Below are 24,813 nucleotides of genomic sequence, written 5' to 3'. Positions count from 1 at the left end.
GACTACTTGATCGCGGCGCGGACGATCTCGGCAACGCGCTGCTCGGTGACGTCGTCGAGGCCAGCGAAGTACCATGCCGCGGGAACCAACAGCCCGTCGGTGCCCCCGGCCGGTTCGAGGCTGGCTTTGTCGCTCACCCCGAGAGTCATCAGGTCGTCGTTCCGGACGAAGACGAGGACCGGACTGCTCGCTGACTTCGCATAACCGGGCATGCCGTACCAAATGCGCGGCTTGAGTTCAGGTGCAGCAGCAATAATCACCTCGTGCATGCGCCGCATGACAGTCCGCGCAGGCTCACTCATCCCCGCGATCTTGTCGAGCACCTGCTTGAGGTTCTTGTCGTCCTTCGCGATCACTTTCATGTCCTTCCGTCAGCCGATAGCGGTCCACCGGCGCGAGCGAGTTGGCGCGCCAGCGGCGCAGCACCCCATTCGGACATGTCCTGATCAGTTCAGGCCCCTCCGCAATGATTCAGGCGGTCATTCACCTGGAAGCGCAGAGCGTGGCAGACATTGTCGCCACGCTGTTCAAATTAGCACGTGCATCAGACGTTGAACCGGAACTCGACCACGTCCCCGTCGGCCATCACGTAGTCCTTGCCTTCCATCCGGACTTTGCCCGCCGCCTTGGCCGCCGCCATGGACCCCGCTGCGATCAGATCCTCAAACGACACGATCTCGGCCTTGATGAAGCCCTTTTCGAAGTCGGTGTGGATCACCCCGGCGGCCTTGGGCGCGGTGTCGCCCTGGTGAATTACCCACGCCCGCGCCTCCTTTGGGCCGGCGGTCAGGTACGTCTGCAACTTCAGCGTGTGAAAACCCGCCCGCGCCAACGCATCCAGGCCCCGCTCGGTCTGACCGATCGACTCCAGCAGCTCCGCGGCGGACTCATCGTCTAGTTCGGTCAGCTCGGATTCGATTGCAGCGTCTAGAAATACCGCGTCGGCCGGCGCGACCAGCTCGCGCAATTCGGCCACCCGTGCCGCCTCGGTCAGCACCGCCTCGTCGGCGTTGAACACATAGAGAAACGGCTTGGTGGTCAACAGGTTCAGCTCCCTCAGCACGGCGGTATCCACTCCCGCGGCGAACAGCGTCTTGCCGCCGTCGAGCACCTGCTGGGCTGCAGCGGCCGCCTCATACGTGGGCTTGCGCTCCTTGTTGGTCCGGGCCTCCTTCTCCAGCCGCGGCAGCGCGCGCTCCAGAGTTTGCATATCCGCCAGGATCAGCTCGGTTTCGACGACCTCGATGTCGGAGCGGGGGTCGACCTCTCCAGCGACGTGCGTCACATCGTCATCGGCGAATACCCGTACCACTTGGCAGATGGCATCGCATTCGCGAATGTGGGCCAGAAACTTGTTGCCCAGCCCAGCGCCCTCCGACGCACCTTTGACCAGGCCGGCGATATCCACGAACGTCACGGGTGCCGCGATGATGCGCTCCGAGCCGAACAGCTCCGCAAGCTTGTCCAGCCGCGGATCGGGCAGCGAAACCACACCTTCGTTCGGTTCGATCGTCGCGAACGGATAGTTGGCCGCCACCACGTTATTCCGGGTCAGTGCGTTGAAAAGGGTCGACTTGCCGACATTGGGCAGACCCACGATTCCCAGACTCAGGCTCACAAAACGGCAAGTCTAGGGGGCACGCCAACAACGGCTGCCCAGCTATATACGGGGCTTTCGGCTCTGAGCCGGTACGGTCAACATGTGTCAGCGCAGCGGGCGAAGTCAGCGGTGGAGCCGAATCACCGCTCGATCATCCCGAATATCCCAGGTGTCCCGTGGTGGGGTGCCGTTCTCATCGCCACCACCGCGACGCTAGTGGGCTATCTTATCGACGCCGGTCACAAGGAGCTGACCCACAGTTTCGCCGGCCTTTACGTCGCCGGCTGTCTGGCGGCGGTGCTGGCCGTGCGGCAGTCGGGCATCTTCACCGCGGTCATCCAGCCGCCGCTGATACTTTTCTGCGCGGTGCCCGGCTCTTACTGGCTGTTTCACGGTGGCAAAGTCGACAAGTTCAAAGACCTCCTGATCAACTGCGGTTATCCGCTCATCGAGCGGTTCCCGTTGATGTTGGGCACCGCCGGCGGTGTGCTGCTGATCGGGCTGGCCAGGTGGTACTTCGGCATGAGCCAGCGCACAGCCAAGGACGCCGCTGACGCCAGCGAGCAAGGCACCGAACGGACGTCGGCGCTCAGCGGTCTCATCGCGAAACTCAGCGGGCTGCTGGCGCGTGATACCGACAACACCGAAGACGACGCACCCGCACAGCCCACGCACGCCGTCGGCCGGACTTCCAGAACCAGCCGGACCGCACGCAACAGCCGAAACGCCAAGCGCCCCACCCGCACCCGGTCCCGCCACGCACGGCCGTCGTTGGAGGACGGCTTGGAGAACGACGAGGCACCGGCCGATCCGCAGCGACAGCAGCGGCGCCAGCAGAGTCGCCGATACGCCCCGCAACCGCGCGATTACGAAACCGGCGAGCCTCCGCGACGGGCCCGCCGTCCGCGCCCACCGAGCGAACCGGACCTGCGTGCCCAGCCGCCGCGCGAGATGCGCCGTGACCCGCACGCGCGGCGCAGCCCCTACGAGCGGCCCGCGCCACGCAGCAGCAGATTCGATCCCTATGACGTGTACGAGCCGCCCGAGCAGCCCCGGCCAACGGCGCCCCCCAACCGGCGCAACGGGCCCTCCTACGAGCCCTACGAGCCGTATGAGCCGTATGAGCCCCCGCGCCGGCGGGCCGCGCCCACGAACAGCGCCAACCCGTCACACCATCCGATCTCACAGGTGCGCTATCGCGGCTCAGCTCCGAGAAGCGAGCCCCGGGCCAGTCAGGACCCGCGCGCAGAGCGCCGTAGCCGGCCGCGGCCGCCACGCCAGCCCCAGGCTGAGTCCTGGGAATACGACGTCTGAACGCAATAAAAGCGCTCGAAACTTCTACCGCGGCGCCCGGATTTCCCGCGGCAGGGCGAACACCAGCGTCTCGTTGGCCGTCGTCACCGGCTGCACCATGTCGTAGCCGAATTCGGCCAGCCGTTCCAGCACGCCGCGCACCAGCACCTCGGGGACCGAAGCCCCGGACGTGACGCCAACGGTCTGGACGCCCTGCAGCCACTCCGGGTCGATGTCGTCGGCCCAGTCGACCAAGTGCGCGGCACGTGAGCCCGCGCCCAGCGCCACCTCGACCAGCCGCACCGAGTTCGACGAATTGCGGGAGCCGACGACGATCACCAGCTCGCACTCGGGCGCCATCGCCTTGACCGCGACCTGCCGGTTCTGCGTCGCGTAACAGATGTCGTCGCTGGGCGGATCCTGCAGTTTGGGAAAACGCTCCCGCAGCCGCTCGACGATCTCCATCGTCTCGTCGACCGACAAGGTGGTCTGTGACAGCCAAACAACTTTGTCCTCGTCGCGCACCGTCACCTTCTCCACGGAATCCACCCCGTCGACCAGCTGCACGTGGTCGGGAGCCTCCCCGGCGGTGCCGACCACTTCCTCGTGGCCCTCGTGGCCGATCAGCAGGATGTCGAAGTCGTCGCGGGCGAAGCGCCTGGCCTCGTTGTGCACCTTGGTGACCAGCGGGCAGGTGGCATCGATGGTCTGCAGGTTACGTTCGGCCGCGGCCGCGTACACCGTCGGCGCCACACCGTGCGCAGAGAAGACGACGATGGCACCCTCGGGAACCTGGTCGGTCTCCTCGACGAACACCGCACCGGCCTTGGCCAGGGTGTCCACCACATGGCGGTTGTGCACGATCTCGTGGCGGACGTAGACCGGAGCGCCGTGCTTTTCCAGCGCGCGCTCGACGGTTTCCACCGCCCGGTCCACTCCCGCGCAATAGCCGCGCGGCTCGGCCAGCAGCACCCGCTTACGCGTCGGCGAATCGGCTACCGAGCTGGAGGCACCCGGAATCCCCATGTCGATAGTCGGAACCATGGCATCCAGGGTACGTTCTGGCGACCTTTTAGGACACGCGCCCGCCCGCTGGGAGCCCCCAGCTTGGACTTAGCCGCCGGTTGAGGCAGTCTTGGGTCCATGGCTACTGCACCGTATGGGGTTCGGCTAATTGTCGGCGCGGCGACGGTCGCCGTTGAGGAGACGATGAAGCTACCGCGAACCATCCTGATGTACCCGATGACGCTGGTGAGCACGGCGGCGCACATCGTGATGCGGTTCCAGCAGAACCTGGCCGAGCTGGTGATCAAGGGCGACAGCACGCTGGAATCGCTGTTTCCGCCCAAGGACGAACAGCCGGAGTGGGCGACCTTCGACGAGGACCTGGAAGCCCTCGAAGGGGGTTCCTTCCCGTTGCCCGGCATCGACGGTATCGACGCCGGCGGCCGGGCCGAGGGACGGTTCGCGCTGTACTCGGTCTCCGACACGGCTGATGCCGGCCAAGCCGACCCCCCCACCGCGCCATTGCCCGCCAAGAAGCCGAAGAAGCCGGCCGGCCCGGCCGTTCCGGCACCGGCGGTGGCCACCGAACTCGACTATCCGGCGCTGACCCTGGCTCAGCTGCGAGCGCGGTTGCAGTCGCTGGATGTCGCCGAGCTGGAAGCCCTGCTGGCCTACGAGCAGGCCACCAAGGCCCGTGCCCCGTTCCAGACGCTGCTCGCCAACAGGATCACCCGCGCGACCGCGAAGTGAATTCGGCCGAGAACCCGTTCCCGGTTCGCGCGGTAGCCATCCGCGTCGCGGGCTGGATCGACAAGCTGGGCACTGTCTGGGTCGAGGGCCAGTTGGCTCAGATCACCATGCGGCCCAACTCCAACACGGTGTTCATGGTGCTGCGCGACCCGGCCGCCGACATGTCCCTGTCGGTGACCTGTTCACGCGACCTGGTACTGGCCGCGCCGGTGAAACTCACCGAAGGCACCCAGGTGGTTGTCTGCGGCAAGCCCTCGTTCTACACCGGACGCGGCACATTCTCGTTGCGGCTCAGCGAGATTCGCGCCGTCGGCGTGGGCGAGCTGCTGGCCCGCATCGATCGGCTGCGCCGTCTGCTGGACGCCGAAGGGCTCTTCGACCCGCGACTCAAGCGCCCAATTCCATTCCTGCCCAACACAATCGGGCTCATCACCGGCCGCGCCAGCGCCGCCGAGCGCGACGTGACGACGGTGGCCACCGCACGCTGGGCCGCGGTGCGATTCGCCGTCCGCAACACCGCGGTGCAGGGACCCAACGCCGTCGTCCAGATCGTCGAGGCGCTACGCGAACTCGATCAAGACCGCGAAGTCGACGTGATCGTCGTGGCTCGCGGCGGCGGCAGCGTCGAAGACCTGCTGCCGTTTTCCGACGAGACCCTGTGCCGGGCCATCGCAGCCTGCCGCACCCCGGTGATCAGCGCCGTCGGCCACGAACCCGATAACCCGCTGTGCGATCTGGTCGCCGACCTGCGTGCTGCCACACCCACCGACGCGGCCAAGAAGGTGGTGCCCGACACCGCTGCCGAGCAACGGCTCGTTGACGACCTGCGCCGGCGCAGCGCCCAGGCGCTGCGCAACTGGGTCACCCGGGAAGAACGATCGCTGGCGCAGTTGCGCAGCCGCCCGGTGCTGGCCGATCCGCTGAAAGCGCTGACGGTACGCGCCGAGGAAGTGCATCGCGCCCGCTCGGCGCTGCGTCGCGACGTCACCAGGTTGGTCGCCGCCGAGACCGACCGCGTCAGCCACCTGGCGGCGCGGTTGGCCACTTTGGGGCCCGCGGCCACGCTGGCGCGCGGGTACGCGGTGGTGCAGACGGTCCCGGACGCCTCGGCGCCGCAGGTGCTGCGGTCGGTCGAAGACGCACCGGCGGGCACCAGGTTGCGCGTGCGGGTTGCCGACGGCGCACTGACCGCAATGAGCGAGGGGCGCAGCGATGGCTGACGAAGACAGAGCTGGATCCCTTACGCCCATTAGTCAGCTTGGCTATGAAGCTTGCCGCGACGAGCTGATCGAAGTCGTGCGCCTGCTGGAGCAGGGCGGACTGGATCTCGATGCGTCGCTACAGCTTTGGGAAAGAGGCGAACAGCTAGCCAAACGCTGTGAGGAACACTTAGCTGGCGCGCGCCAGCGAGTGACCGACGCGCTCTCCGCGAACGAACGCGACCAAAGCTGAGCCGGTGCGAGTTCGGCCGTCCATCCTTATTCCGGACTGGAACACGTTTTAGTTATGCTTCGCCGATGGGTGATGCATCACTGACAACCGAACTCGGCAGCGTCCTGGTCACCGGCGGCTCAGGTTTCGTGGGCGCCAATCTGGTCACCACCTTGCTCGAACGGGGACACAAAGTGCGTTCCTTCGACCGCGCGCCGTCGCCGCTGGCACAGCATCCCCAGCTGGAAGTGCTGCAAGGCGACATCACCGACGCAGCCACCTGCACCGCAGCCGTCGACGGCATCGACACCGTCATCCACACCGCGGCGATCATCGACCTGATGGGCGGGGCATCGGTAACCAAGGAATATCGGCAGCGCAGCTTCTCGGTCAACGTCGGCGGCACCGAAAACCTCGTGCATGCCGCGCAGCAGGCCGGGGTGAAGCGGTTCGTCTACACCGCATCCAACAGCGTGGTGATGGGCGGCCAGAACATCGCCAACGGCGACGAGACCATGCCCTACACCACCCGATTCAACGACCTCTACACCGAGACCAAGGTGGTTGCGGAGCGATTTGTGTTGGGGCAGAACGGTGTTGACGGCATGCTCACATGTGCGATCCGGCCCAGCGGCATCTGGGGCACCGGCGACCAAACGATGTTTCGCAAGCTGTTCGAAAGCGTCATCAAGGGCCACGTGAAGGTGCTGGTGGGCCGCAAGTCGGTGCTGCTGGATAACTCCTACGTGCACAACCTGATTCACGGTTTCATCCTGGCCGGCGAGCATCTGGTGCCCGGGGGCACGGCGCCCGGTGAGGCCTACTTCATCAACGATGCCGAGCCGGTCAACATGTTCGAATTCGCCCGGCCGGTGGTGGAGGCCTGCGGCGAAAAGTGGCCCCGGATGCGGATTTCCGGGCCCTTGGTCAAAGCGGTGATGACCGCCTGGGAGCGGCTGCACTTCCAGTTCGGGTTCCCGGCTCCGTTGATCGAGCCGCTGGCCATCGAACGCATCTCCCTGGACAACTACTTCTCGATCGACAAGGCCCGCCGCGACCTCGGCTATGAGCCGCTGTTCACCACCGAACAGGCGCTGGCCGAATGCCTGCCTTACTACGTGGGAATGTTCAAGCAGATGAAGGCCGAGGCCGTCGCGGCCAAAAACGGCACCGCCAAGCCGGCGGTGAGCGGGTCGCGGTAGAAGCTCACCCACGCTGATGCCCGACGACGTGAACTCGATACCCGCCGCCGACGACGCTTTCTCCCGGCTGGACATGCCGCTGCGGGACGCGATGATGACCCAGCGCGCGGTGCGCCGGCTGCTTCCCGACCCGGTCGACGACGCGGTCGTGCTCAAGTGCATCGAGTTGGCGTTGCGCGCACCGGTCAGCTCCAACGACCAGAACTGGGAGTTCGTCGTCGTCAAGGACCGCGCGGTGAAGGAGAAGCTGGCCAAGCGCTATCGCCAGGCCTGGGCGGTGTATGGGCCGCTGGCCAAACGAATCGCGCCCAACGAGACGCTGAAGAGCCTGCGGGCGACGCAGTGGCAGATCGACCACTTCACCGAACTCCCGGTACTGGTCGTGCCCTGCTTGCGCGGCGGTATGCGGGTGCCCTACCTGCCGAATCCGTTCTTGGCCGACTCGTCCTATTTCGGGTCGATCTACCCGAGTGTGCAGAACCTGCTGTTGGCGGCGCGCGCCATGGGGCTGGGCGCGTCGCTGATCACCCTGCCGCTGTGGAGCGTGACCTCGGCGCGCCGCATCCTGGGCCTGCCGGTGACGATCACGCCGTGCTGCGTTGTGCCGCTTGGCTGGCCGCGTGGGCGCTACGGGCCGACGACCCGCAAGCCGGTCGAGGAAGTGGCACACCTCGACGGGTACGGCAACCGCGCATGGCTGCAGGCCTGAGCGACGTGCTGGCGCCCTTCCCCCTCGCGCGAGTGGGCGGCTAGCGGAAGCCCACCATCTCGTTACCCCAGGCGGCCCGGATACGACCGTCGACGTCGCTCACCAGGGTGTCGCGATTGTCGATGATCAGGCAGGCGCGGTCGGTTGCTTCGTAGGGCCGCCAGTCCGGTTCACCGGCCGGGCCGGCGGGCTTGGCCTGGGTGGCGAAGTTGATCCACCGCGTCTGAACCCTCCTGGCCACCGCCCGGGCGGTCTTGGCGCCGCCGAGCTTCAGTGTGGGGTCCTTGGGTCCCCCGAGATTGCCCCACACGTAAGGCAATTCGGTGGCATGGGCAGCCCGGACCAACAGCAGCTTGAGCACCGGCGTCGAGTAGTCGAACCGGTAAAGATAGACCGGCGCCGCCTTGCTGTGCCCCTCGGCAAACCACACCGTCGGCATGCGGAACCCGACATCGGTCGCGATGCTCAACGGCCTTGCCCTACGGCGTATTCGCGAGTATGCCGATCCGATCTCGTCTTCGGTCGGCAATTGCAAGTCAGGCTGCTCGGCCGCGATCTGGGCGAACATCGAAGTGATCGCGTGCGGAGTGATCGGCATCAGCGGCGACCGCATCCAGCGAAACAGTGCCGCCTCATTCCTATTGGTGCCGACGATCAACGGGACCGGGTGTGAGCGACCCTCCAGGGCGACCTTGACCGGGTAGTCGTGCAGCAGATCCCCGTCGACGATCGGGACGAACGCCAGCGTGCCAGGGTTGCGAACGGGCACTTCGTTGAACACCTCGTGCGCCGCGGCGACGATCGCCGCCGTCGGGACGGTGGGCAACTCCGCCACATCGGACGGGCCGATCCCCAACTTTTCGAGAATGCTCACGGCAACGCGCCGGGCCCTGTCCCGGTCGTACACCGAGGTGGCAGGTGAGCTCTGTGCGATCGCGCCGGCGAACAGACCCGAGGCCGCTGGAGTTGCCAGCATCGTGGTGACGAGCCCTGCGCCGGCGGATTCACCGAACAACGTGACGTTGTCGGGATCCCCGCCGAACGCCGCGATGTTGTCGCGAACCCAGGCCAACGCGGCCAGGACGTCACGCAGCCCGATGTTGGAGTCGAACCGCCGCCGCGCGGTGCCGAACGACGAGAAGTCGGCAAAGCCCAGCACGCCCAGGCGGTAGTTGACCGTGACGACCACAAGATCGCCGTTCCTGGCCAACCTGCGGCCGTCGTAGAGCGGCTGGCTGCCCGATCCCAAGACGTAGGCACCGCCGTGCAGCCAGACCATCACTGGCTTTCCGTCGCCCGGCCCGGTGTCCGCAGGCGCCCAGATGTTCAGCCGCAAACAGTCCTCGCCCTGCGGCGCCCCCAGGTCGAGCGGGACGTTGGGAAGAACCGGTTGCGGGCAGGCCGGCCCGAAGGCAGTCGCGTCGGCGACGTCGGTCCATGCCCGCGGCGGTTCCGGCGCGCGGAAGCGCAGGTCTGCCAGCGGCGCTGCGGCGTAACGAATGCCTTTCCAGACCTTCACCTGGGGGCTTCCCTCGGCGCCGCCCTTGTAAGCGCCTCGGACCGGGCCGTATTGGGTTTCGGTCACACAGTTGTCGCTCGCCATACGTCTGGTGCTCCTGACTCGATCGGCAGTCTCAGGACTGTGCCGGCGGGCTGATCCCGGAGATGACCAACTGCAAATAGGGCTCTATTTTCGTGCCTTATCAACCACATCGAACTCTATCCGCAAATGGCTTTGTCCAACACCGACGCCCTTAAAGGCATTGTGCGGATTAGGTTTTCGGAATAGAAATCACTGTCAGGGGGGACCTGCCCGGCCGGGAGGCGGCGCAACCACTAAGGTTGCGCTCAACACCGACGCGGAGGGCGCCCCGGGGCAGAGTATGAACACCGAATTCACGCTCAATCAGAAGCGAGCCCTGGCGATCTTCACGCTCATCGCGGTGGTGTTCGGTGCGTATTTCCTGCGCAACTATTTCGTCCTCATCGTGGTGGCCGCGGTCGGCGCGTATCTCTTTACGCCACTGTTCAATTGGTTCAACAAGCGCCTCAGCACCGGTTTGTCGGCGGCGTGCACCCTGGTATCGGCGCTGGCCATGGTGATCGTGCCGGTCGGACTCCTGGTGCTGCTGGCGGTCGTTCAGATCGCCCGGATGATCAACTCGGTAGCCGGATGGGTCAGGTCGACCGACCCCGGCAGCCTCGGCGAGAAGGCCCTGCAACTGGTCAATGACCTGCTGGCGCGGGTGCCGTTTCTGCATGTGACAGTCACCCAGGAACAACTGCGCAAGGCGATGATCACCGCGGCTCAGACCGTGGGCCAATGGCTGCTGCATTTCCTGCAGGGCGCCGTCGGCAGTGTGGCCGGCGCAGTTACGTCGGCAATCATTTTCCTGTACGTGTTCGTCGCGCTGCTGGTGCACCGGGAGAAGCTGCGCGCGTTGATCGGCCAGCTCAATCCGCTGGGCGAGGAAGTCACGGACTTGTACTTGCAGAAGATGGGCTCGATGGTGCGCGGCACCGTCAACGGCCAGTTCGTCATCGCGTTGTGTCAAGGTGTCGCCGGTGCCGCATCCATCTACGTAGCGGGATTTCACCACGGCTTCTTCATCTTCGCCATACTGCTGACCGCGTTGTCGATCATTCCGCTGGGCGGCGGGATCGTGACCATTCCGTTCGGCATCGGAATGATCCTCTTCGGCAACATCGCAGGCGGCGCATTCGTGCTGCTCTGGCATTTCCTGGTGGTCACCAATATCGACAACTTCTTGCGTCCGATCCTGGTTCCGCGCGACGCCCGGCTGAATTCGGCGCTGATGCTGCTTTCGGTGTTCGCCGGTATCGGCATGTTCGGACCGTGGGGCATCATCATCGGCCCGGTGCTGATGATCCTCATCGTCACCACCATCGACGTCTATCTCGCGGTGTACAAGGGTGTCGAATTAGACCGAGCCGAGGACAAGCCGGTGCGCCGCAAATGGCGGCCGCGCCGTGCTAAGTCAGCCGCTCAGTAAGGAATTCGACCACGCGCTTGCGCGCCAGATACGCTGGCTGGCCGTCGACTTCGCGGACCTCGTCGGTCAGCACCGAATGCGCCGCCTTGGCGAAGCCGAATTCGTTGCCGGGCTTGGAGTCGATCTCGATCACCTCGAACGCGTCGCCGAGGCGCTCCTTAAGCGTGGTGAACCGCTCCCGCGGCGCCAGCTTGTCCTCGCTGAATCGTAATCCCATGGCGCACAGGCCATCGTTGGCACAGCGGTCGGCGATGACACCGAATTCGGCTTCGCTGAGACCGGGGTCGCGGCGCTGCTTCGCGGTCAGCGGGAACGGCACGGACGGCTGGCTGAGCACCGGGGCCAGCACGCTGTCGTCGACGGCAGCGGCCAACGCGAAACCGCCGGTGAAGCATTGGCCGATGACACCGACACCCTTGCCCGGTGTCGAGGCGTTGAGATCGCGCGCCAGCGCGCGCAGGAACAGCGACACCGGCCGCTGCTTGTTGGTGGCCATCGCCGCGAATTCCCTTGCCACACAACCGCGAGCGATCGCCGCGACGGTATAGCCGACCGACACCGGCCGGCCCGGCTCACCGAATAGCGACGGGATGGCCACGGTGAACCCGTTGTCCACCAGGTGATTGCCCAGCGCCAGCACTCCGGGATGAATGCCCGGCATCTCCGGAATCAGCACCACTCCGGGACCAGCACCCTTGCGATACACGTCGTGGGTGTAGCCGCCGCCGGTGAACGGTGCCGCCGACCACCCGGACAGGTCTGCTTCGAGTGGGCTCACTGCGAGGTTCCCTTCTACCGGCTCGGTAACGGCGGCTGCGATTGCGTCGCCGACGCCAGCGTACGGAACTGATCGGGGCTGCCGGCGCCGGTGATAGCGACTTGGGTGGCGCCGGCGGGGCTGTTCAGTTTGGTGGTCCAGACCGGCTCGTTCTGGTCGGCACCCTGGTAGACGATCCAGCTGGTGCCGGTGACATCGACCGTCCCGGTCGGATACATGCCCGGATGGATGGACCCGACCAGCTTGTCCTCCTCGGCGTTGCTCTGGGTCAGGCTCAGGTACATGCCGGTGGGGCTGAGGTAGCCGACGGTCGAAGTAGCGGCGTTGAGCCGCTGCCCGGTGCCCGGGTCGGTCCGGCCGTTTTCGATGCCGCCGCGGCTACCGGAGTTGGGTTGCCAACCGGCCGGCAGAACCGGCATGCGGATCGGGAAATCCAGCGTCGCGGCGTCGGCCCGCAACGCCTTCGCCACGTCGTAGGACGGGACCGTTCCGCGCTTGGGCCCGCTGAGTTGCAGCGAACACGTCCCGACCAGGGCCGCCAGCAGGATGCAACCCAGCACGATCGGCGCCAGCGACCAGAACATGTCCCGACCGTCCTGCAGCAACCGCGGTTTGGCCGGCTTCGGCGTCGGCTGCGGCTCCGCGGTCATCTCGCCAGTATCCCAGCTCCAACCGACCGTTTCGCTTCTGGGACAATCAGCAACCATGACTGTTGAGGGATCCGGTTCGTCGCCGACCGCCGTCGCCGGTCACGGCACGTCGTCCACGCGGCTGTCCCGCGGGGAAGCCCCCGACCGCAACCTGGCCCTCGAACTCGTTCGGGTCACCGAGGCCGGCGCCATGGCCGCCGGCCGCTGGGTCGGTCGCGGCGACAAGGAGGGCGGCGACGGCGCCGCCGTCGACGCGATACGTGAGCTGGTGAATTCGGTGTCGATGCGCGGCATCGTCGTGATCGGCGAGGGTGAAAAAGACCACGCGCCGATGCTGTACAACGGCGAGGAAGTCGGCAACGGGGACGGCCCGGAGTGCGACTTCGCGGTGGATCCGGTGGACGGCACCACGCTGATGAGCAAGGGCATGCCCAACGCCATCTCGGTGCTGGCGGTGGCCGATCGCGGCGCGATGTTCGACCCGTCGGCGGTGTTCTACATGAACAAGATCGCCGTCGGACCCGATGCGGCGCACGTGCTGGACATCACCGCACCGATCGCCGACAACGTCCGGGCGGTGGCCCGGGTCAAGGAACTGTCCGTCCGCGACATGACGGTGTGCATCCTGGACCGGCCACGGCACGCACAGCTGATCGAAGACGTCCGATCCACCGGCGCCCGGATCCGGCTGATCACCGACGGCGACGTGGCCGGCGCCATCTCGGCATGCCGGCCCGGCTCGGGCACCGACATGCTGGCCGGTATCGGCGGTACCCCCGAGGGCATCATCACCGCTGCGGCCATCCGGTGTATGGGCGGGGCGATCCAAGCCCAGCTGGCCCCCACGGACGAGGCCGAACGCCGCAAGGCGCTCGACGCCGGCCACGATGTCGAGCGGGTGCTGACTACCGAGGACCTGGTGTCCGGCGAGAACGTCTTCTTCTGTGCTACCGGCGTCACCGACGGCGATCTGCTCAAGGGCGTGCGCTACTACCCCGGCGGATGCACCACCCAGTCGATCGTGATGCGTTCCAAGTCGGGAACCGTCCGCATGATCGAGGCCTACCACCGGCTTTCCAAGCTCAACGAATACTCCGCCATCGACTTCACCGGCGACAGCAATGCCGCCTATCCCCTCCCATAACAAAGGAAGCGTATTTTATGGCCGCCAGCGCGGACGAAAACACTGAGTACCGCATCGAGCACGACACCATGGGCGAGGTCCGGGTGCCGGCAAAAGCGTTGTGGCGCGCGCAAACCCAGCGCGCCGTGGAGAACTTTCCGATCTCCGGCCGCGGCCTGGAGCGGGCCCAGATCCGTGCCCTGGGTCTGCTGAAAGGCGCTTGCGCACAAGTGAATAAAGACCTCGGGCTGCTGGCCGCCGAGAAGGCCGACGCGATCATCGCCGCAGCGGCCGAAATCGCCGACGGCCAACACGACGACCAGTTCCCCATCGACGTGTTCCAGACCGGCTCGGGCACCAGCTCGAACATGAACACCAATGAGGTGATCGCGTCCATCGCAGCCAGGGACGGCGTGACCGTGCACCCCAACGACGACGTCAACATGTCCCAGTCGTCGAACGACACCTTCCCCACCGCCACCCACATCGCGGCCACCGAAGCCGCTGTGGCCCATCTCATTCCAGCGCTCGAAGTGCTGCAGAAGGCTTTGTCGGACAAGGCTTTGGAGTGGCAGACGGTGGTCAAGTCGGGCCGCACTCACCTGATGGACGCCGTTCCGGTCACCCTCGGACAGGAGTTCAGCGGGTATGCCCGCCAGATCGAGGCCGGCATCGAGCGGGTGCGCTCCACCCTGCCCAGGCTGGGTGAGCTCGCGATCGGCGGCACCGCGGTAGGGACCGGCCTCAACGCACCCGACGGTTTCGGCGTCCGGGTGGTCTCGGTGTTGGTGTCCGAAACAGGGATATCCGAATTGCGCACCGCGGCAAACTCTTTCGAAGCCCAGGCGGCCCGCGACGGATTGGTCGAGGCCTCCGGTGCGCTGCGAACCATCGCGGTATCGCTGACCAAAATCGCCAACGACATCCGCTGGATGGGATCGGGTCCGTTGACCGGCCTGGCTGAAATCCAGTTGCCGGACCTGCAGCCGGGTAGCTCGATCATGCCGGGCAAGGTGAATCCCGTTCTGCCCGAGGCGGTTACCCAGGTGGCCGCACAGGTGATCGGCAACGATGCCGCGATCGCCTGGGGTGGTGCGAACGGCGCCTTCGAGCTCAACGTCTACATCCCGATGATGGCCCGCAACATCCTGGAATCGTTCAAGCTGCTGACCAACGTGTCAAAGCTGTTCGCCGAACGCTGCATTACCGGACTGAAGGCCAATGTCGATCACCTGCGCGAGCTTGCCGAGTCATCACCGTCGATCGTGACCCCGCTGAACTCGGCGATCGGTTACGAAGAGGCCGCTGCCGTCGCCAAACAAGCGCTCAAGGAGCGCAAGACGATTCGCCAGACGGTCATCGACCGCGGCCTGATCGGCGACAAGTTGTCGCTCGAAGAGCTGGATCGCCGGCTCGACGTGTTGGCGATGGCCAAGGTCGAGGCGAACGACCAATGACGGTGCCCCCGGGCGGCCCTTACGGTCAGGGTCCTTACGGCCAGGCCCCCTACGGTCAGGATCCATACGTGGCGAATCCGTATGGGCAGCAACCGTATTGGGGCGGTCAACCACAGGGCGGTCAGCCGCAGGCCGGTCAACCTCAGGGCGGTCAACCGCAGGGCGGCGGATATCCCTACCCGCCACCCGGTGGCGACCCGTACGCCGGAGGCGCCTACCAGCCCCAACAGTATTCGCAAGCGCCCCAGCAGTATCCCTCCGGCTGGCCGGGCGGCCCCTACCAACCCGGGCCGCCCAAAGGGTCGAAGACCCCGTGGTTGATCATCACGGGTATCGCGGTGCTGGGTGTCATCGTGTTGGTGGTGATCCTGGCGGTCGCCCTCACCAACCGCGGTACGTCGAACTCGGCCAGCCCTTCGGAGACGACAAGCGCGGCGACCTCGCAGCCGAACAACTCCGCGCAGACGGCGACCGGCTGCACACCAAACGTGTCCGGCGGTGACGCGTCGGCCACCCGCAGCACGATCAATGCCGGCAAGCTGTCGTTCCCGACCAGCGCGGCGCCGGGATGGACCCCGTTCTCCGACGACCAGAACCCGAACCTGATCGATGCCGTAGGCGTCGGCGCGGAAGTACCCGGCGCCAACCAGTGGATGATGCAGGTCGAGGTTGCCGTCACCAACTTCGTCACCAGCATGGACGTCTCCCAGCAGGCTTCGAAATTGATGGACTGCGTGGCCAACGGCCCCGGCTACAGCCAGTCGCAGCCCACGCTCGGCACCAAGAAGACGTCGTCGGCCACGGTCGACGGGGTCAAGGCCGCCCGGGTCGACGCGGACATCACCATCGGTGACACCGCGCGCGGCGTGAAGGGCGATTCGGTGACGATCATCGCCGTCGACACCAAGCCGGTGACCATCTTCCTGGGCGCCTCCCCCATCGGTGACGCGGCCTCGCGCACCACCATCGACAAAGTCATCGCGGCGCTCAAGGTGAGTAAGTAGAGGTGAGTAAGTAGCTAACCTGCCGGGGTAGAGACGTGCGTGGCCTCCGAGCGCCCGCGCAGCACCGTGGAATAGCATTCGGCCCACCGCTGCTGTTCGGCGTCGTTGGCGCGGTCGATGGCCGCCGACGAACACAGGATCCGCCGGTCCGACGTCTTGGCGAGGTCGGCCAGGCGCGCGGCCTCGTTGACCGCGTCACCGATAACCGTGTATTCGTAACGGTTTTCGGCGCCGATGTTGCCGGCGAAGACGCGGCCGGCCGACACCCCGATCCCGAAGTCGACCACGGGTAGCTGGCGCAGCTGGGTGGCCAGGGTGCGCGCCGCGGCCAGCGCCGACGATGCCGGCTCGTTCGTGCGCAGCGGCGCCCCGAAGATGGCCAGCGCGGCGTCGCCCTCGAATTTGTTGATCAGGCCTTGATGTTCGTCGACGGCGCCGACGACGATTCGGAAGAATTCGTTGAGTACTCCGGCAACCTCTTGCGGCGCAAGGCTTTCCGTCAACTTCGTGGAGCCGGCCAGGTCGATGAACAACACGGCGGCCTCCACCACGTCCCCGGTCAGCGCGGCACCCTCCTCGATGGCCCGATGCGCGACGTCGACGCCCACGTAGCGGCCGAACAGATCGCGCACCCGGTCGCGTTCGGCCAGGCCGGCCACCATCCGATTGAATCCCATTTGCAGATGCCCGATTTGGGATCGCTCGTATACCCCGACCTGGGTGTCGATCCGGCCGCGTTCGACCTGGGCCATCGCGTCGACGACTTCGCTGAGCGGATCGGCGATGGATCGCGAGGTGAGGATCATGATCGGCAGCCCGAGCACCAAAGCCGCCAGCGCAACTACCAGAACGGGCACATCCAGCGACACGTTCTTCTGGATCAGCCAGCCGTAGGAGCGCAGGATGACGAACGCCGCGATGACTCCGATGGGCAGCGCGCTGCACAAAAACCACAGCAGCACCAGCCGGGCGAACACACCCGGCACCGACAACCCCTGCTCGGAGCCGCGCGTGGCGGCGGCCATGATCGGGCGCAGCGTGTGTTGCGCCAGCAGCAAACCCGTTCCGGCGGCAGCGGCGCCGCCGAGCAGCAGCCCGAGCAGAATCGGCAGCAGCAGCGCGGGTCCCGCGTTCCAGTTCAACAGCAGGAAAGCTCCGCCACACACCGCCCACGTCGCGGCCAGGATCGCCGATTGGCGGCCGGCGAGTCTCATCGCGCCGGCGCGTTGCGCCGGTGTCGGTTGTGCCCCCGCGGAGTACCACCGCACGGTCGGACGAAGGCTCAGGAACCCGCCGACCGCGACGCCGATCATCCCGAGCACGATCAGCACCAGCACCGCGGCGGTGTTTCGCTGCGCGAAATCGGCGTTGACCGCCGCCGAGGTGTGCCCGCGCAGCGGGATCAGGATGGCAGCGGCATCGATGACGGCGAAAATGTAGGCCAGTGCCAGGTCGAGTCCGTACTGAATCAATAGGCTGCGGGCGCTCTTTCGAGGCTCACCTGGACTCAGGCTGGGCTCAGGCACCGTTATTGGGCCCACCCGAGTTCTGTCCCGCAATGTCGGTGATCGGGAAGTTAGGCATCGGTTTCGGCGACGGAGTGTTGGGCAGCGACGGGATCTGGCTGGCCGGGATGTCGCGCAGTTCGTTCACCGGCGGACCATTTTCCCGGCTGCCGTAGCTGCTTCCCGGAGCCCGCGGACCAAGCAGTTCGCTGACCGTCACCAACCGGTAGCCGTTGGCCTTGAGCACCGGAATGAATTGGTAGACCAGGTCAACGGTGCTGGAGTAGGTGTCGTGGAACAACACCACCGAACCCGGTTTGATCTGCGACATCAGCAGCGCTCGCGTGGCCGAGGTGTTGGAGTCGTTGGCCCAGTCGAAAGGGATTACGTCCCATAGGATTTCGGCTAGACCGAACTTGGCCGCGGTCTGGTGCACGGCTTCGTTGGCCAGGCCGCCGGCGGGACGATACAGCGTCGGCGTGCGGCCGGTTGCGGCGGTGATGGCGTCGTTGGCCCTGGAGAACTGTCCGGCGATGTCGTCGGGCGGGATGGTGGTCATGTTGGGGTGTTCCCAGGTGTGGCTGCCGATCTCCATGCCGGCGTCGGCAATGCGTTTGGCGCCCGCCGGGTTGGCCGCGACCTTGTTGCCGATCAGGAAGAAGGTGGCTTTGGCGTCGTTGTCCTTCAAGATTTGCAGCAGCCGGTCAGTGAACGGCCCCGGACCGTCGTCGAAGGTCAATGCGACACACTTGACCACCGAGCAGCTCAGATTCTCAGCGCGCGTGACGTGACCGGTGAGCGAGCCGATGACCAGCACCGCGGCGGCCACCACGACACCGCAAACGGTGCGCCAGTAGCGCCAAGCCTGGTTGTCGGGTCGTTTCGGCACCCACGAAGTTTACCGTCAGTGCGGCCCGGTGATCTCCTCTAGCATTTCGGTGACCAGCGCGGCGATCGGGGACCGTTCGCTGCGCATCAGCGTGATGTGCGCGAATAGCGGATGACCTTTGAGTTTCTCGATCACCGCGGCAACGCCGTCGTGGCGGCCCACGCGCAGGTTGTCACGCTGGGCGATGTCGTGGGTCAGGACCACGCGCGACCCGCTCCCGAGCCGCGACAGCACGGTCAGCAGCACATTGCGTTCCAGCGACTGTGCCTCGTCGACGATGACGAATGAGTCGTGCAACGACCGGCCCCGGATATGGGTCAGCGGCAGCACTTCGAGCATGCCCCGGGAAAGAACTTCCTCCAGCACCGCGGGACTGGCCAGGCCCTCGAGCGTGTCGAACACCGCCTGCGCCCAGGGGCCCATCTTGTCGCTCTCGCTGCCGGGCAGATAGCCCAGCTCTTGGCCGCCGACCGCATACAGCGGACGGAAGACAACCACCTTGCGCTGCGTGCGGCGTTCCAGCACGGCTTCCAGGCCGGCGCACAGTGCCAGCGCCGACTTGCCGGTGCCGGCTTTGCCACCAAGCGACACAATGCCCACCGACTCATCGAGCAGCAGGTCGAGCGCCACCCGCTGTTCGGCGGAGCGGCCACGCAGACCGAACACCTCGCGATCGCCGCGAACCAGCTGCACACGCTTGGTGGCGGTGACCCGGCCCAGTGCATGCGAACTGCCGCCCAGCAGGCGAATCCCGGTGTGACAAGGCAGGTCCCGGGCCTCGGCCAGGTCGATTTCGCCGTCGGCGAATAGCGCGTCGATGTCTTCGGCCGCGGTCTCGAGCTCGTCCATGCCCGACCAGCCGGAGGCGACGACGTCCTGGGCGTGGTATTCGTCGGCCGCCAGACCTACCGCCGCGGCCTTGACCCGAAGCGGAATGTCCTTGCTGACCAGTGTGACTCGCCTGCCCTCGGCGGCGAGGTTGGCGGCGCAGCTCAGAATCCGGGAATCGTTGCTGTCGGTACGAAAGCCCGCCGGCAGTACGGCCGGGTCGGTGTGGTTGAGTTCGACGTGCAGCGAACCACCTTGCGTACCAATCGGAATGGGCTGATCCAGCCGCCCGTGTTCCAGTCGAAGATCGTCGAACAGCCGCAATGCCTGACGGGCGAACCACCCCAGCTCGTGGTGATGGCGCTTGGCCTCCAATTCGCTGATCACGACCAGCGGAACCACCACTTCATGCTCGGCGAACCGGCCGCAAGCCCACGGGTCGGACAGCAGCACGGAGGTGTCGAGCACGTACGTCCGGATATCGGTCACGGAGCGCTCCTCGAGCGGAAAACGCTCGGGCGGACCCACACGAGCGAATCGGCGGGGGCCACGGCACCAGGACCGGGGCCGGTCCTGCCCTTGTCATGACGGGAGGTGCCGCCCTGGCAGCAGAGAATGTCGCTGGCCATCGGATGCGACGCTACTCCGCCGGCGACACCCCCGCAGGGCAGGCGCGCCGAAATCCGGGATATAGCCGAGTAATTAAGCCGAGCCGGTGACGAACTGCTTCAGCGCGGGCTCGTCGGCCAGGCCCCATGCGGTGATGCGATCGGAGATCACCTGCTGAAGATCTGCGGCACCGAAGATCCCGGCGTCGGCGACGTTCGCCACCTTGTCCTGATATGCATCGATGTCGGCACCGACGACCTTGAGGTCGGCGGCACGCGCGGCGATGGCCGCGATCGTCTCGTCGCGGGTGTACTCGAGGCAGTGATCGACCAGGTTGGCGAAGAACTCCTCGTGACGGGTCTCGTCCCGGGCGATCCGGTCGATGAGCCCGGCCAGGATGGGCTCCTCGATCTTGGCGGCCAGGTTCTTGCAGAAGACGGCATAGGAGCGTTCCAGCAACGCCATGTAGACCAGGGTCTCAACCTGCGTGTAGCTGTCGCTGCGATAGCCCTTCATCACGTACTGGACCCGAACTTCCTCGTTGGCGGTCGGGTCGACCTCCCTGGTCACCACCAGGTACTCGCGCAGCGCAATCGCGTGCAGGTGCTCTTCAGCGGTCCATCTGCCCAGCCACCGACCCCAGTAGTCCTCGAGAATGAAGTGCTCGACGAGCTCACGGTGGTGAGAAGCGAGGTTGTCCTTGATGATCAGCAGGATCTCGCACGCGTCGGTGACAGTCCTGGGCAGTGTCGCCTGAGACGGATCCCAGTCGCGTCCGCCGAGGAAGGCGAAGTTCTCCCCCTGGTCGAACGGAACGTAATCGTGAGCGAACCAGATGTCCTCGCCAGCGAGGTGGCGAGCCATGTTCGCCTCGACCACGGGCTCGAGTTCCAGTGTCAATGCATTAGCTACAGGTTTCTGTGCCATGCAGTAACTGTAACCCGCATACACAGGTTCTGTGAAATCCGGCGCGCACGTGTCGCGCCGCAAAATGTGGTCCTACCGGCCGGCCAGGCTCCAGTCTTCGAGGCCCTCGTACAAGGGGAAGTCCGTGGCCAGCTTGGTCACCCGCGCGCGCAGCGCCGCAACATCGACGTCGGCCGGCCCCGCGACCAGCGCGGTCGCGATGATGTCGGCCACCTCGCTGAACTCGGCGTCCCCGAAGCCCCGGGTCGCCAGCGCTGGTGTACCGACCCGCAGGCCCGAGGTCACCATCGGCGGCCGGGGGTCGTTGGGAACGGCGTTGCGGTTGACGGTGATGCCGACCTCGTGCAGCAGGTCCTCGGCGGCCTGGCCGTCCAGCGGTGAGTTGCGCAGGTCGACCAGCACCAGGTGCACGTCGGTACCCCCGCTGACCACCGACACGCCCGCCTTGGCGACGTCGTCGGCCAACAACCGGTCAGCCAGGATCCGGGCGCCGGAAAGGGTGCGCTGCTGGCGTTCGGCGAACTCCGGGGTAGCGGCAATCTTCAGCGCCACCGCCTTGCCGGCGATGACGTGCATCAGCGGTCCGCCCTGCTGGCCCGGGAACACCGCCGAGTTGATGGCCTTGGCGTACTCCTGCTTGCCCACGATCAGACCCGAACGACCCCCGCCCAGCGTCTTGTGGACGGTGGTGGACACCACATCTGCGTGCGGCACCGGCGAGGGGTGCAACCCGGCGGCGACCAAGCCCGCGAAATGCGCCATATCCACCCACAACTTGGCCTCGACCTCGTCAGCGATCGCGCGGAACGCCGCGAAGTCGAGAATGCGTGGATAGGCCGACCAGCCGGCGATGATCACCTTGGGACGGAACTCGAGGGCTTGGGCGCGCACCGCGTCCATGTCGATCAGGTGCGTCGTCGGGTCGACGCCGTAGAAGGCGTTCTCGTACAACTTGCCGGAGAAGTTCAGCCGCATGCCGTGGGTCAGGTGACCGCCGTTGGCCAGATCCAGGCCAAGCAGCCGCTCCCCCGGCGACATCAGCGCGTGCAGCACGGCGGCGTTGGCCTGGGCGCCGGAATGTGGCTGCACATTGGCGAAGTCGGCCCCGAACAGCGCCTTGGCCCGGTCGCGGGCGATGTTTTCCACCACGTCGACGTGCTCGCAGCCGCCGTAATAGCGCCGACCCGGCAAACCTTCGGCGTATTTGTTGGTCAGCACGCTGCCCTGGGCCTGCAGCACCGACCGTGGCACGAAGTTCTCCGAGGCGATCATCTCCAGCGTGTCGCGCTGCCGGCTGAGCTCTTTGCCCAGCAATTCGGCGATATCGGGGTCGACTTCGGCCAGCGGCGCGGACATGAGCGAGGCTTGCGTGCGGGTGTCAGGTGCGGCGGTCACGGGCGCCAGTCTATCGAGCAAGCGCCCTGACGGCGCTTTCACAGCCCAGCCGTCGGGGCCGCACACTTCACCTGCAAGACTGACACCATGCCGCGGCTTAGCGAGCCGAGCCCGTATGTGGAGTTCGACCGAAAGCAGTGGCGTGCGCTGCGCATGTCGACCCCGCTGGCGCTGACCGAAGAGGAATTGTTCGGTCTGCGCGGTCTGGGTGAACAGCTCAACCTGCTCGAGGTCGAAGAGGTTTACCTGCCCCTGGCCCGGTTGATTCACCTGCAGGTGGCCGCGCGCCAGCGGTTGTTCGCCGCGACGGCGGAGTTCCTCGGCGAGCCGCAACAAAACCCCGACCGGCCGGTGCCGTTCATCATCGGTGTGGCGGGCAGCGTTGCCGTCGGCAAGTCGACCACCGCGCGCGTGCTGCAGGCGCTGCTGGCACGCTGGGATCACCATCCCCGGGTGGACCTGGTGACCACCGACGGCTTTCTCTACCCCAACGCCGAGCTGGAGCGGCGAAACCTCATGCACCGCAAGGGTTTTCCCGAGAGCTACAACCGCCGGTCGCTGATGCGGTTCGTCACCTCGGTCAAGTCCGGTTCGGACTACGCCTGCGCGCCGGTGTATTCACACCTGAAGTACGACATCATCCCCGGGGCCAAGCACGTGGTCCGCCATCCCGACATCTTGATCCTGGAAGGTCTCAACGTCCTGCAGACGGGTCCGACGCTGATGGTGTCGGACCTGTTCGACTTTTCGCTGTACGTCGACGCCCGCATCGAGGACATCGAGCAGTGGTACGTGTCACGCTTCCTGGCCATGCGCAGTACCGCGTTCGCCGACCCGCAGTCGCATTTCCACCACTACGCGGCCCTCAACGACACGAAGGCGGTCGCCGCCGCTCGTGAGATCTGGCGCTCGATCAACCGGCCCAACCTAGTCGAGAACATCCTGCCGACGCGTCCCCGGGCGACCCTGGTGCTGCGCAAAGACGCCGACCACTCCATCAACCGGCTACGGCTGCGAAAGCTGTAACCAGGCCCGGGCCTCAGACTGGGCCTCAGACTGGGCCTCAGACTGGGGAAGCGCCGTGGATGCCGGGCATACCCGCCAGCAGCCCGCCGTTGCCACCGAGGCCGCCGATACCGCCATTGGAGCCATTGCCGCCGTTTCCGCCGTTGCCGATCAGCTTGGCGTTGCCGCCGTTGCCACCGTTGCCGCCGAAGCTGCCGTGGCCGCCACCGGAGGCGCCCTGACCGCCGACGCCGCCGTCGCCGTAGAGCCAGCCGCCGTCGCCGCCATTGCCGGCCGAGCCACCCGGGTTGCCGTCGCCGCCGCCTTTGCCACCGTCGCCGCCGCCCCCGCCCTGACCGAACAGGCCGGCGCTGCCACCGGCGCCTCCGAGCCCGCCGGCACCGGCGACGGCCGCGCCGCCTGCCCCGCCATGCCCGCCGGCACCCCAGAGCAGCCCACCGGAACCGCCGCGCCCGCCGGTCAACCCGGCCCCGGTGCCGCCGCTGCCGACGCCGCCGGCGCCACCGTTACCGCCGTTGCCGATGAGGCCCGCGCATCCACCGGCGCCGCCGCTTTGGTCCGCACCGCCGGCCCCGCCGTTGCCGCCGTTGCCGTACAACAGGCCGCCCGCGCCGCCGGCCTGCCCCGGCCCGCCGTTGGCGCCGTTGCCGATCAGGGGGCGTCCCAGCAGCAACATGGTCGGCGCGTTGACGGCATCGAGCAGGGTCTGCCCGACGTTGACGGCTTCGGCGCTCGAGTAGGCACCGGCGCCGGCGGTCAGCGCCTGTACAAACCGGTCATGAAACGCCGCGGCCTGGGCACCGAGGGACTGGTAGCTCTGGGCGTGTGTGCCGAACAGTGCCGCGACCGCCGTGGAGATCTCGTCGGCTGCCGCTGCCACCACCCCCGTCGTCGGGAAGGCGGCTGCCGCATTGGCCGAGCTGATCGTGGAGCCGATTCTGGCGAGGTCTGTTGCCGCGGCAGCTACCGTGTCGGGCGCCGCAATCAGGAACGACATGGAGTGCAAGCGTATCGGCCAACCCCGGGCCGGCGGCGCCAAATCGCCGGAAAAGGCCGACACGGGGCGCGCACCGCTTTTCGCCACGGTGGCGCCCCGCATCAGCGGGAAGGGGAGCTAGACCGCCAGGCGGCGCACTCCCAGGTATTGCAAGCCCGCGAACACCGCGGTGTACCCACCGCTGGCGAGTGTGGCGGCCACTCCGGTGCCGGTCATGGGCACCACCTCCGCGGCGATGATCGCGGCGAAGGTGTACACGATGTTCGCCACGACGACGCCGATTCCGGCGCGGCGCAGGTTGGGCAACGACGCGAGGCTGAACACCGCCAGGCCGTAGAGCACGAAGAAGGCACCCATGCTGTATTCCTGGCCAGACGTCAACCCGGTCAGCCTCGAGATCGGGTCGGCGGCCGCGGCGACGGCCAAGCCCATCAGTCCGGTCAATGTGGCATCGAGTCGCATCGCGAACCGCAGCAGCGAGTCGGTCGAGTCGTACAGGGGCCTGGTCGTTTGACCGGATATTGCGGTCATGTCGGTTCTCCTTGTGAAGCGGACGAGTCGGACACGTTTGAGGGTGCCGGCCGCAGCACTGCCAGATCGACGCGTCGCACTGCCAACTAC

23 protein-coding genes and 1 pseudogene are annotated in these 24,813 nt (G+C 66.5%); 11 read left to right on the top strand and 13 right to left on the bottom strand.

The features are described from left to right. Positions 1 to 2 precede the first annotated feature (2 nt). Both BST12_RS18235 and ychF read right to left on the bottom strand, forming a co-directional pair. On the bottom strand, positions 3 to 362 hold the full coding sequence (locus tag BST12_RS18235) for a DUF1801 domain-containing protein (RefSeq protein WP_083114535.1): 360 nt from the start codon (positions 360 to 362) through the stop codon (positions 3 to 5). A gap of 182 nt (positions 363 to 544) precedes the next feature. Then, positions 545 to 1,618, bottom strand: a complete 1,074-nt coding sequence (ychF, locus tag BST12_RS18230) for a redox-regulated ATPase YchF (protein WP_083114534.1) — start codon at positions 1,616 to 1,618, stop codon at positions 545 to 547. Positions 1,619 to 1,702: 84 nt separating this feature from the next. Between ychF and BST12_RS18225 the strand changes: the two genes are divergently transcribed. Then, positions 1,703 to 2,914, top strand: coding sequence for a DUF6542 domain-containing protein (locus BST12_RS18225; protein ID WP_083114533.1), 1,212 nt, complete (start codon positions 1,703 to 1,705; stop codon positions 2,912 to 2,914). Between the two features lie 24 nt (positions 2,915 to 2,938). On the opposite strand, the gene BST12_RS18220 is transcribed toward BST12_RS18225, so the two are convergent. Then, positions 2,939 to 3,937, bottom strand: a complete 999-nt coding sequence (locus BST12_RS18220) for a 4-hydroxy-3-methylbut-2-enyl diphosphate reductase (protein ID WP_083114532.1) — start codon at positions 3,935 to 3,937, stop codon at positions 2,939 to 2,941. Between the two features lie 99 nt (positions 3,938 to 4,036). Here BST12_RS18220 and BST12_RS18215 point away from each other — a divergent pair, with 99 nt between their 5' ends. From BST12_RS18215 to BST12_RS18195, 5 genes are all read left to right on the top strand, one after another. After that, the gene (locus tag BST12_RS18215; RefSeq protein ID WP_083114531.1) at positions 4,037 to 4,648 is read left to right on the top strand and encodes a lipid droplet-associated protein; all 612 of its coding nucleotides are present in this window, start codon (positions 4,037 to 4,039) and stop codon (positions 4,646 to 4,648) included. Then, positions 4,645 to 5,868, top strand: coding sequence for an exodeoxyribonuclease VII large subunit (gene xseA, locus BST12_RS18210; protein ID WP_083114530.1), 1,224 nt, complete (start codon positions 4,645 to 4,647; stop codon positions 5,866 to 5,868). Before BST12_RS18215 ends, xseA begins: the two co-directional genes overlap by 4 nt. Beyond that, entirely contained in the window at positions 5,861 to 6,100 is a 240-nt protein-coding gene (locus tag BST12_RS18205) for an exodeoxyribonuclease VII small subunit (RefSeq protein ID WP_083114529.1), read from the top strand. The genes xseA and BST12_RS18205 overlap by 8 nt, the downstream gene beginning before the upstream one ends. A gap of 65 nt (positions 6,101 to 6,165) precedes the next feature. Further along, positions 6,166 to 7,281: a 3-beta-hydroxysteroid dehydrogenase gene (locus BST12_RS18200; RefSeq protein ID WP_083114528.1), complete on the top strand. Its 1,116-nt coding sequence runs from the start codon at positions 6,166 to 6,168 to the stop codon at positions 7,279 to 7,281. 16 nt (positions 7,282 to 7,297) lie between these two features. Next, complete coding sequence (locus tag BST12_RS18195) at positions 7,298 to 7,990, top strand: nitroreductase family protein (protein ID WP_083114527.1); 693 nt, start codon at positions 7,298 to 7,300, stop codon at positions 7,988 to 7,990. A gap of 40 nt (positions 7,991 to 8,030) precedes the next feature. Here BST12_RS18195 and BST12_RS18190 read toward each other — a convergent pair whose 3' ends face one another. Beyond that, positions 8,031 to 9,593, bottom strand: coding sequence for a carboxylesterase/lipase family protein (locus tag BST12_RS18190; protein WP_083114526.1), 1,563 nt, complete (start codon positions 9,591 to 9,593; stop codon positions 8,031 to 8,033). A 280-nt stretch (positions 9,594 to 9,873) separates the two neighbouring features. Here BST12_RS18190 and BST12_RS18185 point away from each other — a divergent pair, with 280 nt between their 5' ends. Beyond that, entirely contained in the window at positions 9,874 to 11,004 is a 1,131-nt protein-coding gene (locus tag BST12_RS18185; protein ID WP_083114525.1) for an AI-2E family transporter, read from the top strand. Here BST12_RS18185 and BST12_RS18180 read toward each other — a convergent pair. Next, positions 10,985 to 11,782, bottom strand: a complete 798-nt coding sequence (locus tag BST12_RS18180; RefSeq protein WP_083114524.1) for a dienelactone hydrolase family protein — start codon at positions 11,780 to 11,782, stop codon at positions 10,985 to 10,987. The two genes, BST12_RS18185 and BST12_RS18180, sit on opposite strands and share 20 nt — an antisense overlap. 14 nt (positions 11,783 to 11,796) lie before the next feature. Further along, positions 11,797 to 12,432 carry a DUF4245 domain-containing protein gene (locus BST12_RS18175; RefSeq protein WP_083114523.1) on the bottom strand — a complete coding sequence of 212 codons (636 nt, stop codon included), beginning with the start codon at positions 12,430 to 12,432 and terminating at the stop codon, positions 11,797 to 11,799. Between the two features lie 55 nt (positions 12,433 to 12,487). Between BST12_RS18175 and glpX the strand changes: the two genes are divergently transcribed. From glpX to BST12_RS18160, 3 genes are read left to right on the top strand one after another with little or no spacing between them, the layout of a single operon-like run. Beyond that, a complete protein-coding gene (glpX, locus tag BST12_RS18170; protein WP_083114522.1) occupies positions 12,488 to 13,576 on the top strand; it encodes a class II fructose-bisphosphatase in 1,089 nt (362 codons plus the stop codon). Positions 13,577 to 13,593: 17 nt separating this feature from the next. Further along, positions 13,594 to 15,012, top strand: coding sequence for a class II fumarate hydratase (locus BST12_RS18165; protein WP_083114521.1), 1,419 nt, complete (start codon positions 13,594 to 13,596; stop codon positions 15,010 to 15,012). Further along, positions 15,009 to 16,016 (top strand): hypothetical protein, encoded by a 1,008-nt coding sequence (locus BST12_RS18160; RefSeq protein ID WP_083114520.1) that lies wholly within the window; start codon positions 15,009 to 15,011, stop codon positions 16,014 to 16,016. Before BST12_RS18165 ends, BST12_RS18160 begins: the two co-directional genes overlap by 4 nt. 14 nt (positions 16,017 to 16,030) lie before the next feature. Here the strand turns inward: BST12_RS18160 and BST12_RS18155 are convergent, their stop codons facing one another. The 5 genes from BST12_RS18155 to glyA all read right to left on the bottom strand — a co-directional run bounded on the left by BST12_RS18155 (position 16,031) and on the right by glyA (position 22,130). Beyond that, complete coding sequence (locus BST12_RS18155) at positions 16,031 to 17,488, bottom strand: adenylate/guanylate cyclase domain-containing protein (protein ID WP_139801755.1); 1,458 nt, start codon at positions 17,486 to 17,488, stop codon at positions 16,031 to 16,033. 46 nt (positions 17,489 to 17,534) lie between these two features. Beyond that, positions 17,535 to 18,410 (bottom strand): polysaccharide deacetylase family protein, encoded by an 876-nt coding sequence (locus BST12_RS18150; protein ID WP_083114518.1) that lies wholly within the window; start codon positions 18,408 to 18,410, stop codon positions 17,535 to 17,537. A 15-nt stretch (positions 18,411 to 18,425) separates the two neighbouring features. After that, positions 18,426 to 19,727 carry an RNA 5'-3' helicase PhoH2 gene (gene phoH2, locus BST12_RS18145; RefSeq protein ID WP_083114517.1) on the bottom strand — a complete coding sequence of 434 codons (1,302 nt, stop codon included), beginning with the start codon at positions 19,725 to 19,727 and terminating at the stop codon, positions 18,426 to 18,428. Between the two features lie 213 nt (positions 19,728 to 19,940). Further along, a complete protein-coding gene (locus BST12_RS18140) occupies positions 19,941 to 20,774 on the bottom strand; it encodes an acyl-ACP desaturase (protein WP_083114561.1) in 834 nt (277 codons plus the stop codon). Positions 20,775 to 20,846: 72 nt separating this feature from the next. Then, positions 20,847 to 22,130 (bottom strand): serine hydroxymethyltransferase, encoded by a 1,284-nt coding sequence (gene glyA / locus BST12_RS18135; protein ID WP_083114560.1) that lies wholly within the window; start codon positions 22,128 to 22,130, stop codon positions 20,847 to 20,849. Positions 22,131 to 22,256: 126 nt separating this feature from the next. Here glyA and coaA point away from each other — a divergent pair, with 126 nt between their 5' ends. Continuing rightward, entirely contained in the window at positions 22,257 to 23,195 is a 939-nt protein-coding gene (gene coaA / locus BST12_RS18130) for a type I pantothenate kinase (protein WP_083114516.1), read from the top strand. A gap of 52 nt (positions 23,196 to 23,247) precedes the next feature. On the opposite strand, the pseudogene BST12_RS18125 reads toward coaA, so the two are convergent. Together BST12_RS18125 and BST12_RS18120 are read right to left on the bottom strand one after the other, a co-directional pair. Beyond that, a pseudogene (locus tag BST12_RS18125) lies at positions 23,248 to 24,192 on the bottom strand (PE family protein); the annotation flags it as partial. Positions 24,193 to 24,309: 117 nt separating this feature from the next. Next, complete coding sequence (locus BST12_RS18120) at positions 24,310 to 24,723, bottom strand: hypothetical protein (RefSeq protein ID WP_083114515.1); 414 nt, start codon at positions 24,721 to 24,723, stop codon at positions 24,310 to 24,312. Positions 24,724 to 24,813: the final 90 nt, after the last annotated feature.

Source organism: Mycobacterium angelicum, from assembly GCF_002086155.1.
In the GTDB taxonomy this organism is placed as follows: domain Bacteria; phylum Actinomycetota; class Actinomycetes; order Mycobacteriales; family Mycobacteriaceae; genus Mycobacterium; species Mycobacterium angelicum.
This window is presented reverse-complemented; position numbering and strand designations above follow the sequence as displayed.

Coding starts and splice junctions, on each gene's coding strand:
- BST12_RS18220 (WP_083114532.1), bottom strand. CDS start 3,937: ATGGTTCCGACTATCGACATGGGGATTCCGGGTGCCTCCAGCTCGGTA.
- BST12_RS18190 (WP_083114526.1), bottom strand. CDS start 9,593: ATGGCGAGCGACAACTGTGTGACCGAAACCCAATACGGCCCGGTCCGA.
- BST12_RS18215 (WP_083114531.1), top strand. CDS start 4,037: ATGGCTACTGCACCGTATGGGGTTCGGCTAATTGTCGGCGCGGCGACG.
- BST12_RS18185 (WP_083114525.1), top strand. CDS start 9,874: ATGAACACCGAATTCACGCTCAATCAGAAGCGAGCCCTGGCGATCTTC.
- BST12_RS18200 (WP_083114528.1), top strand. CDS start 6,166: ATGGGTGATGCATCACTGACAACCGAACTCGGCAGCGTCCTGGTCACC.
- coaA (WP_083114516.1), top strand. CDS start 22,257: ATGCCGCGGCTTAGCGAGCCGAGCCCGTATGTGGAGTTCGACCGAAAG.
- glpX (WP_083114522.1), top strand. CDS start 12,488: ATGACTGTTGAGGGATCCGGTTCGTCGCCGACCGCCGTCGCCGGTCAC.
- BST12_RS18160 (WP_083114520.1), top strand. CDS start 15,009: ATGACGGTGCCCCCGGGCGGCCCTTACGGTCAGGGTCCTTACGGCCAG.
- BST12_RS18195 (WP_083114527.1), top strand. CDS start 7,298: ATGCCCGACGACGTGAACTCGATACCCGCCGCCGACGACGCTTTCTCC.
- BST12_RS18205 (WP_083114529.1), top strand. CDS start 5,861: ATGGCTGACGAAGACAGAGCTGGATCCCTTACGCCCATTAGTCAGCTT.
- BST12_RS18235 (WP_083114535.1), bottom strand. CDS start 362: ATGAAAGTGATCGCGAAGGACGACAAGAACCTCAAGCAGGTGCTCGAC.
- BST12_RS18175 (WP_083114523.1), bottom strand. CDS start 12,432: ATGACCGCGGAGCCGCAGCCGACGCCGAAGCCGGCCAAACCGCGGTTG.
- glyA (WP_083114560.1), bottom strand. CDS start 22,130: ATGTCCGCGCCGCTGGCCGAAGTCGACCCCGATATCGCCGAATTGCTG.
- BST12_RS18140 (WP_083114561.1), bottom strand. CDS start 20,774: ATGGCACAGAAACCTGTAGCTAATGCATTGACACTGGAACTCGAGCCC.
- BST12_RS18165 (WP_083114521.1), top strand. CDS start 13,594: ATGGCCGCCAGCGCGGACGAAAACACTGAGTACCGCATCGAGCACGAC.
- BST12_RS18120 (WP_083114515.1), bottom strand. CDS start 24,723: ATGACCGCAATATCCGGTCAAACGACCAGGCCCCTGTACGACTCGACC.